The organism is Streptomyces sp. (genome assembly GCF_031181555.1).
GTDB lineage: Bacteria > Actinomycetota > Actinomycetes > Streptomycetales > Streptomycetaceae > Streptomyces > Streptomyces fimbriatus.
The window spans coordinates 1-5,969 of the sequence record NZ_JAPSKQ010000256.1; the positions used below are offsets into that span (position 1 = coordinate 1).

The 5,969-nt window shown below is 72.0% G+C and carries 7 protein-coding genes and 1 pseudogene; 1 reads left to right on the top strand and 7 read right to left on the bottom strand.

The features are described 5' to 3' along the window. Positions 1–217: 217 nt before the first annotated feature. The 3 genes and pseudogenes from RIM90_RS29945 to RIM90_RS29955 form a co-directional block, all read right to left on the bottom strand. A pseudogene (locus RIM90_RS29945) lies at positions 218–387 on the bottom strand (IS481 family transposase); the annotation flags it as partial. A 26-nt stretch (positions 388–413) separates the two neighbouring features. Then, complete coding sequence (locus RIM90_RS29950; protein WP_309063880.1) at positions 414–854, bottom strand: VOC family protein; 441 nt, start codon at positions 852–854, stop codon at positions 414–416. Between the two features lie 576 nt (positions 855–1,430). Beyond that, positions 1,431–1,835, bottom strand: coding sequence for a DUF6416 domain-containing protein (locus RIM90_RS29955; protein WP_309063881.1), 405 nt, complete (start codon positions 1,833–1,835; stop codon positions 1,431–1,433). Positions 1,836–2,177: 342 nt separating this feature from the next. Between RIM90_RS29955 and RIM90_RS29960 the strand changes: the two genes are divergently transcribed. After that, positions 2,178–3,134 carry an alpha/beta hydrolase gene (locus tag RIM90_RS29960; RefSeq protein ID WP_309063882.1) on the top strand — a complete coding sequence of 319 codons (957 nt, stop codon included), beginning with the start codon at positions 2,178–2,180 and terminating at the stop codon, positions 3,132–3,134. A 387-nt stretch (positions 3,135–3,521) separates the two neighbouring features. Here the strand turns inward: RIM90_RS29960 and RIM90_RS29965 are convergent, their stop codons facing one another. From RIM90_RS29965 to RIM90_RS29980, 4 genes are all read right to left on the bottom strand, one after another. Then, complete coding sequence (locus tag RIM90_RS29965; RefSeq protein ID WP_309063883.1) at positions 3,522–3,773, bottom strand: hypothetical protein; 252 nt, start codon at positions 3,771–3,773, stop codon at positions 3,522–3,524. 170 nt (positions 3,774–3,943) lie between these two features. After that, positions 3,944–4,231 carry a hypothetical protein gene (locus RIM90_RS29970; RefSeq protein ID WP_309063884.1) on the bottom strand — a complete coding sequence of 96 codons (288 nt, stop codon included), beginning with the start codon at positions 4,229–4,231 and terminating at the stop codon, positions 3,944–3,946. Between the two features lie 262 nt (positions 4,232–4,493). Next, a complete protein-coding gene (locus RIM90_RS29975) occupies positions 4,494–5,360 on the bottom strand; it encodes a tyrosinase family protein (RefSeq protein WP_309063885.1) in 867 nt (288 codons plus the stop codon). Further along, a complete protein-coding gene (locus tag RIM90_RS29980) occupies positions 5,344–5,883 on the bottom strand; it encodes a tyrosinase family oxidase copper chaperone (protein ID WP_309063886.1) in 540 nt (179 codons plus the stop codon). Before RIM90_RS29980 ends, RIM90_RS29975 begins: the two co-directional genes overlap by 17 nt. Positions 5,884–5,969 lie beyond the last annotated feature (86 nt).

A 5,969-nucleotide genomic window follows, 5' to 3' on the forward strand; every position in this document is an offset into this window, starting at 1 on the left:
TCTCAGCCGGAGGAGGGCTCAGCCGACGCCCGGCTCCTCCGGAAGATCACCCGCGGCTTCGAGCCGCCGCCTCGGATCCGGCAGCTGCCCGCCGACGCACCGGGCGCATGTGGTGAGGAGCACAGCCACGCTGTTCCCGGCCCACCCCGTCACCCGGACGAAGGGCCACCCGCTGTCCGGCGAACGGCCGGCCGATGAGGGCATGCCGCCGGTTCGCGTCGGTCCGCAAGGTCCGGTGGAGGCGTTCGGCCTTCCCGGTGGCGGTCGGGGACTGCGGCTTCGTCAGTCGATGGGTGATGCCGTTCTCCCGGCAGACCCGGCAAGCCCGGAGCGGAAGCGGGCGGTGAATCGCTTGCCGTTGTCGACCGGCGCCTCCTCGGGCACTCCGAGCTGCATGGTTCGGTTCCTCCTTCTCAGCGAAGTCGCTCGGCCAGTCCGATGATGATGCCCTCCGGGCCGCGGAGGTAGCAGAGCAGGTAGCTGTCCTCGAACCGGGCGATTCCGCCGACGAGTTCGGCGCCGTGAGGGCGCAGGCGGGCAACGGTGTCCTCGATGTCGTCGACGGCGAACATGACGCGGTGCGTGCCCAGAACGTTGTGCGGCCGGTTGCGCGGCCCGGCGCTGATCGCCGCGGGGCTGCGGTACTTCGCCAGCTCGAGCCGGCTGTGACCGTCCGGGGTCCGGACCATCGCGATGTCACAGCGGACGCCGTCGAGTCCGGTGCACCGGTCGGCGACGGGGCCCTCGATCTCCGTCCTGCCCTCCAGCTCCATACCGAGTTCCACGAAGAAAGCGATGGCGGCATCCAGGTCCTCGACGACGATGCCGACGTTGTCCATCCGCTGGATCGCCATGCTGGTTTCTCCCTCTTCCTCGTGCGGCCGGTGATGTCCCCGGAAAGGCTCGCGGCACGACAGGACTCCACGCCGACGCCGAAGTCGCTGCGCCGACCGCTCTGCAGGGTGCGGCTCCATGATTCCTGACGCCCCCGGACCCGAAGCGCGGCGGTGCTGCGAGCCGGGAGGACCTCATCGCCCGATACCCGCGGGCCGATGCCGACCAGCCCGATGCGTACGCCTTCTCCGTAATCGCGGGAAGACGGAGGACGAGGTGATCCGGGCGTTCGGCGGCGATCCGGAGCGTCACGGCCGACGACGTTCGCCGGGACCGTCGAAGAGCAGGCGGCTCACCTCTACGAAGACCACGGGCCGCTTCGGGTGCTCACCGTCGACCGGCACGTCATTGCCATCGAACGGGGCTGCCACGGCAGCATCCCGGAGGCCGCCGGACGAACGTCCGCCGACGGAGGCGAGTCCTTCGCGCTCACGGAACGGACCATGGGCGTGGCCGTCGCTCCCGGATGGCTGGACGCGGCGCTTCGCACCGTCCGGCTCACCTCGCCCTCCGACCCGGGGCCGCGGGCGGTGGAGTCACCGGCTTAGCTCTGCAGCCAGGAACACCGCTGCCACCGAGGGGCGGACTGCGTACGTTGCGCCCGCACTCCCCTCGGGGGCCTCCCACCAGTGGAACGGATATCGCCGGCCGCTCTTGCCGCGCGCCTTGCTCATCCCGGACAGCACACCCGCCACGCGCCGCGCCGGATCGCCCTCGTCCGGGCCGCCCAGGACCTTGTCCACCAGCTCCGTGCAGTGGATCCTCCGGCCGGGGTTGCGCAGCAGGTACGCGAACACCTGCCGGGCCTGCGGCGCGAGTTCGGCCAGGAACACCGCGGCGCGCTCCACGTCCTCGGGACCCCATTCCGGGGCGTCGTTGTGCCCCTCCCCACCGGAGTGCTCAGCCCATCGCGGATCGGCCTCAGCCAGGTACGCCGTCACGTCCACCCCCACCTCTCGCCTTCGAGAGCCTCCATTCTGCCCGGCACACCGTTCGGTCGGGAAAGGGTCACCGGTCACCAGGAGGGCGGGGGCAACCCACAAGGCGCTCTCCGAACGCTTGTCCGCAGGTTCGGGCCCCGCCGGGGCGATCGGCCTCATGCGCCCTCCCCCTCTCCCTCTGAAGGGCGTTCCGCCGCCGGCAGCCCGTGGGCCCTCCCGACCGGTAAGCGGATCCGTCGGGATCGCCCACAATTGAGTGATTGCGCCGGGACGGTGCGGTTCCTGGTAATCATGGAACGGTTCGCCGTCTTTCCGTCGTTCCGCTGTTTCCCGGAGCCGCTCATGCGCACTGCCGTCATCGCCGCCCAGGACCCGCCCGCCACCGGGTGCTCCGGGCCCGTCCCTCCAGCGTCGGTGCAGGTGGAGGAGCGAGGGCTCGCCTTCGAGGGCTTCGCGTACGAGTGCCGCATCGTCCATCAGCCCGCGCCGCTGACCGCGCCGTTGGTGCTGCTCGGGGGTTCGTCCCAGAACCGGTACTCGTGGCAGGGCCACGAGAGGTACCTGTCACCGCTCGCCACGCTGGTCACCGTGGATCTGCCCGGCTACGGCACCGCGGACTTCCTGCCCGCCCGGTACGGCATCGACTTCCTCGCCGCCGCGATCAGGCACATGCTGGTCGAGCTCGGGATGCCGCGCGTGAACCTCTTCGGCGGCTGTTTCGGTGAGGTCGTCGGGCTGCGTTTCGCGCAGCTCCACCCCGAGTTCGTCGCCCGCCTCGTGTTCTGCGGTGCGGCCAAGCGCTTTCCCGAGCTCTACACCCACGCCGTTCCCCGCCTGACGCGCGCGCTCGAACGCGGCGAGATCGAGGAGGCCGCCGGCGGGCTGGTGCGGCTGTTCATGTCGAACCCGGGCGCCGGCCAGGTCCGCCGGCACGCGGCCGTGGCCCGCCTGCTCCACCGGCAGTTCCTGAACCAGACGCCGGACGAGCTGAAGAAGGCGGTCGAGCACAACACGAGGCTGCTGACGCACGGCTGCTACGAGCCCCTGCCCGTCCCCGACGTGCCGTCCCTGGTGTTCACCGGGGAGTACGACACCCTGTGCACCCCGCAGATGGGCCGGGAACTCGCCGCGGTGATGCCCGCGGCACGGTTCACGACCGTCAAGGAGGCGGACCACCTGGTCACCGTCGAGCGCAGGGAGGAGTCCTCGGACCTGATCGGCCGGTTCTTCACCGATCGCCCGATCGACGGCCTGCCGTACTGCAACGCCGTGGAGTCCCTGGGGTTCGCGGCCGGGTGACGCCGCTGCCGCCCCGGCCGGAACCGACGGTCCGACGGGCGGCAGCGGCGAGGCGCCGTCCGGGCGTCGCGGGCGTGGTTGCCGCCGGTGGTGAACCGGCGGCTTTCCTGTGTGCGCGGAACGCACTCCGCGGCGCCGGTCCCCGAGGTGCGTCCGCGGCGCCGGTTCCGGCTCGGCTGCACGTCCGCGGCGCCGGTCCCGGCGCGTTCGGACCGGGCGCCACCCGTTCAGCGGCCTGCCGCACAACGGCAGATGGCCGGACCCGGTAGGCGGGTCCGGCCATCTGCCGTTCGGGCAGCCGCTGCTCACAGTGCTGCGGTGGGGGCCATGCGCAGCTCAGCGGGGATCAAGGGCTGCTGCGGGTGGGCGTCCTCGCCCGGGATCGCGTCAGGGGTGGTGGATGGAGCAGTCCACGGTGTTGTCGCCCCTGACGGCACAGCCCTCGCGCTCGACCACGACGTGGACCTTCTTGCCGTCCTCGGTGGTGTAGCGGTACTCACGCTTCTGCCCGCAGTGGTTGTCACTGGCCTGCTCGTCGCAGGTGGGGATGGGCTCGTGGGCCTGGGCGCTGCCGAGCCCCGTCAGAACGGAGCCTCCCAGGAGGCCCGCCACCACTGCGATTTTCTTCAAGTTCTGCATCCGCTTTTGTCCTTTTGCGGTAGTTCCCCCCAGGCGCTTGCGTCTCGAACCATGCGGCCACTGCGCGTCCGTGCCCCCGGAAGAAGTGGTGCGAGATCAGCGCTCGGGTTCGTGAGAGTGTCCGGGGAGAGGCCCCGGGGCTCGCGCCCCGGGGCCTGTCCTCAGTCGTCTTACTTGCTGAACCCGCGGGTCGAGCAGTCGACCGTGTGGCCCTGGTCCAGGGACTGGCCACCGTTGACGTCCTCGTCGCCGAAGGTGAGGATGCCCTCACCCAGAACGCCGTTCAGGACGCCGACGTTGCTGAGGACGCTGATCGAGTCGCCGTTGACGGTGCAGCCGCCGCCCGAGATCTTGAACTCGGCGTCCGGGCCCTCACCGGCAACCGCGGTGCCGGCCCCGAGGGCGCCCATGCTGCCGAGCATGGCCACCACGACAGCAGCCTTCTGGATCTTGCGCATTACCTCTCCGTTCTTGCAATCGACACAACCCGTGATGGGTTGGTCACTGACAGTTGCCAACTCTAGGCGATGACCACCGCATCCGACGGATCGAAACGCCCATCTCCGTAAATTTCTTGAGAATCCGTCCGTCGCGCCCGGGAGGGCACGAACCGGATGGCCCGGCGCCGCCGGGCGGGCCGTGCCGGGACCGTCTCCGCCGCCCCGGGAGTCCCGGCACCCGGGTGCCGGGGCTCTTCCCGTGTCCCGGTCCCGTCTCCCCTCACGCGTACCGGTAGATCCGGCCGACGTCCTCCAGCTCGGCCGGTGTCACGTCCCACGGCGGCAGCGGCTCCCGGCGCGCCACGATCCGGCCGTGCTGCGCGTCGCCGGAGCCCGGCGCGGCGGCGGGCAGGTAGCGGGCCCCGCGGTGCCGGCGCTGCCAGCGGTACCACTGCAGGTCGACGAAGGCGTGGTGCAGCCAGAAGACGGGGTCGTTGACGGAGGCGGCGGAGAGCATGGCCCCGCCGACCCAGCGGTGCACCCGGTTGTGGTTGCGCCACGAGGCGCTGCCCCGGCCGGTGCCCCAGCCCTCCAGCCGGTTGCGGAAACCCCGCGTGACCGTCGAGTCCCAGGGCGCCACGTCGTACTCGGGTTCCTTCAGCGCCCACTCCAGCTCGCTCTTGGTGGGCAGGTCGATCGGGGCACTCCTGCGGCCGAGGTCCCGGGTGAGGAACTCCCCTTCGGTGACGCCCACCTTGAGGGCCCAGTTGCCCTCCCGGTGGGCGAACGGGCCGGTCATCACCCGGTGGTCGGAGCGGCGCCCGTTGCCGCCGAGGAGGTCCGCCGCCCACGGGACGGAGGTGGCCGTGCGGTCACGGGTCCAGTCCCAGTACGGAAGGGTCACCGAGGAGTCGACCCGGCGCAGGGCGTTCTCCAGGTCGAGCAGGAACCGGCGGTGCCAGGGCAGGAAGGAGGGCGCCATGTGCGCGGTGCGCAGTCCGCGCTCGCCGTCGGAGGCGTAGTACTCGACGTGCATCCGCACGAACTCGTCGTACTCGCCCCGCCGTTTGACCTCCAGCAGCGCGTTGACGAACCGGCGCTTCTCGCCGGCCGTGAGGGTGGCGGCGTCCTTACGCACGTACACCATGCCGGCTCCCCCCGTGCGGGTGTGCCGTGCCGTCCGCCGGACCCGGAGCCGGGGCGCGCAGCCACTGGCCGGGGGCGAGGGCGTCGACGGCCGCGCAGGCGGCCTCGAGCGGGGTCCGGTACGAGCAGTAGTGGTCGACCGTGCTCAGCCAGGTGCCGTCGGCACGGCGCATCAGGTGGAGGGGGCGCCCGTCGATGGTGACGTGCCAGTGGCCGTCCCCGGCCGCGCCGCGCGCGGGGATCCACTCGCCCCGGACACGGCGTCCGCGGTAGGTCCGGTCGAAGGGCGTCCGGTCCGGGGACCTCCGGTCGGAGGCGGTGCCGTCCGGGGCGTCGGCCCCGTGGGCGGGCCGGGGGCGCGGGGACCGGAAGGCGGTGAGGAGCGGTGCCAGGCCGGCGGTGAGGGCACAGGCGCGCAGACCGCGCGCCACCTCCCGCCGGGTTCTGCCCACCGGGCCGGGCCGCGCCGGGCCCGGTGTTCCGTCCTCGGCACCCACCGGTGCCCCGCCGATGCTGACGACCATGGTCCACTCCCTCGTCCGTGCGGTTGTCGTAGCGGTAACCGCCGGTCGCCCCGCGCGGTCACCGCCGCGCGGCCGGGAGTGGGGGG

What these genes read in the sequence shown, in the direction of transcription:
- RIM90_RS29950 (WP_309063880.1), bottom strand. Translation starts at nt 854, where the DNA reads ATGGCGATCCAGCGGATGGACAACGTCGGCATCGTCGTCGAGGACCTG.
- RIM90_RS29965 (WP_309063883.1), bottom strand. Translation starts at nt 3,773, where the DNA reads ATGCAGAACTTGAAGAAAATCGCAGTGGTGGCGGGCCTCCTGGGAGGC.
- RIM90_RS29970 (WP_309063884.1), bottom strand. Translation starts at nt 4,231, where the DNA reads ATGCGCAAGATCCAGAAGGCTGCTGTCGTGGTGGCCATGCTCGGCAGC.
- RIM90_RS29960 (WP_309063882.1), top strand. Translation starts at nt 2,178, where the DNA reads ATGCGCACTGCCGTCATCGCCGCCCAGGACCCGCCCGCCACCGGGTGC.
- RIM90_RS29975 (WP_309063885.1), bottom strand. Translation starts at nt 5,360, where the DNA reads ATGGTGTACGTGCGTAAGGACGCCGCCACCCTCACGGCCGGCGAGAAG.
- RIM90_RS29980 (WP_309063886.1), bottom strand. Translation starts at nt 5,883, where the DNA reads ATGGTCGTCAGCATCGGCGGGGCACCGGTGGGTGCCGAGGACGGAACA.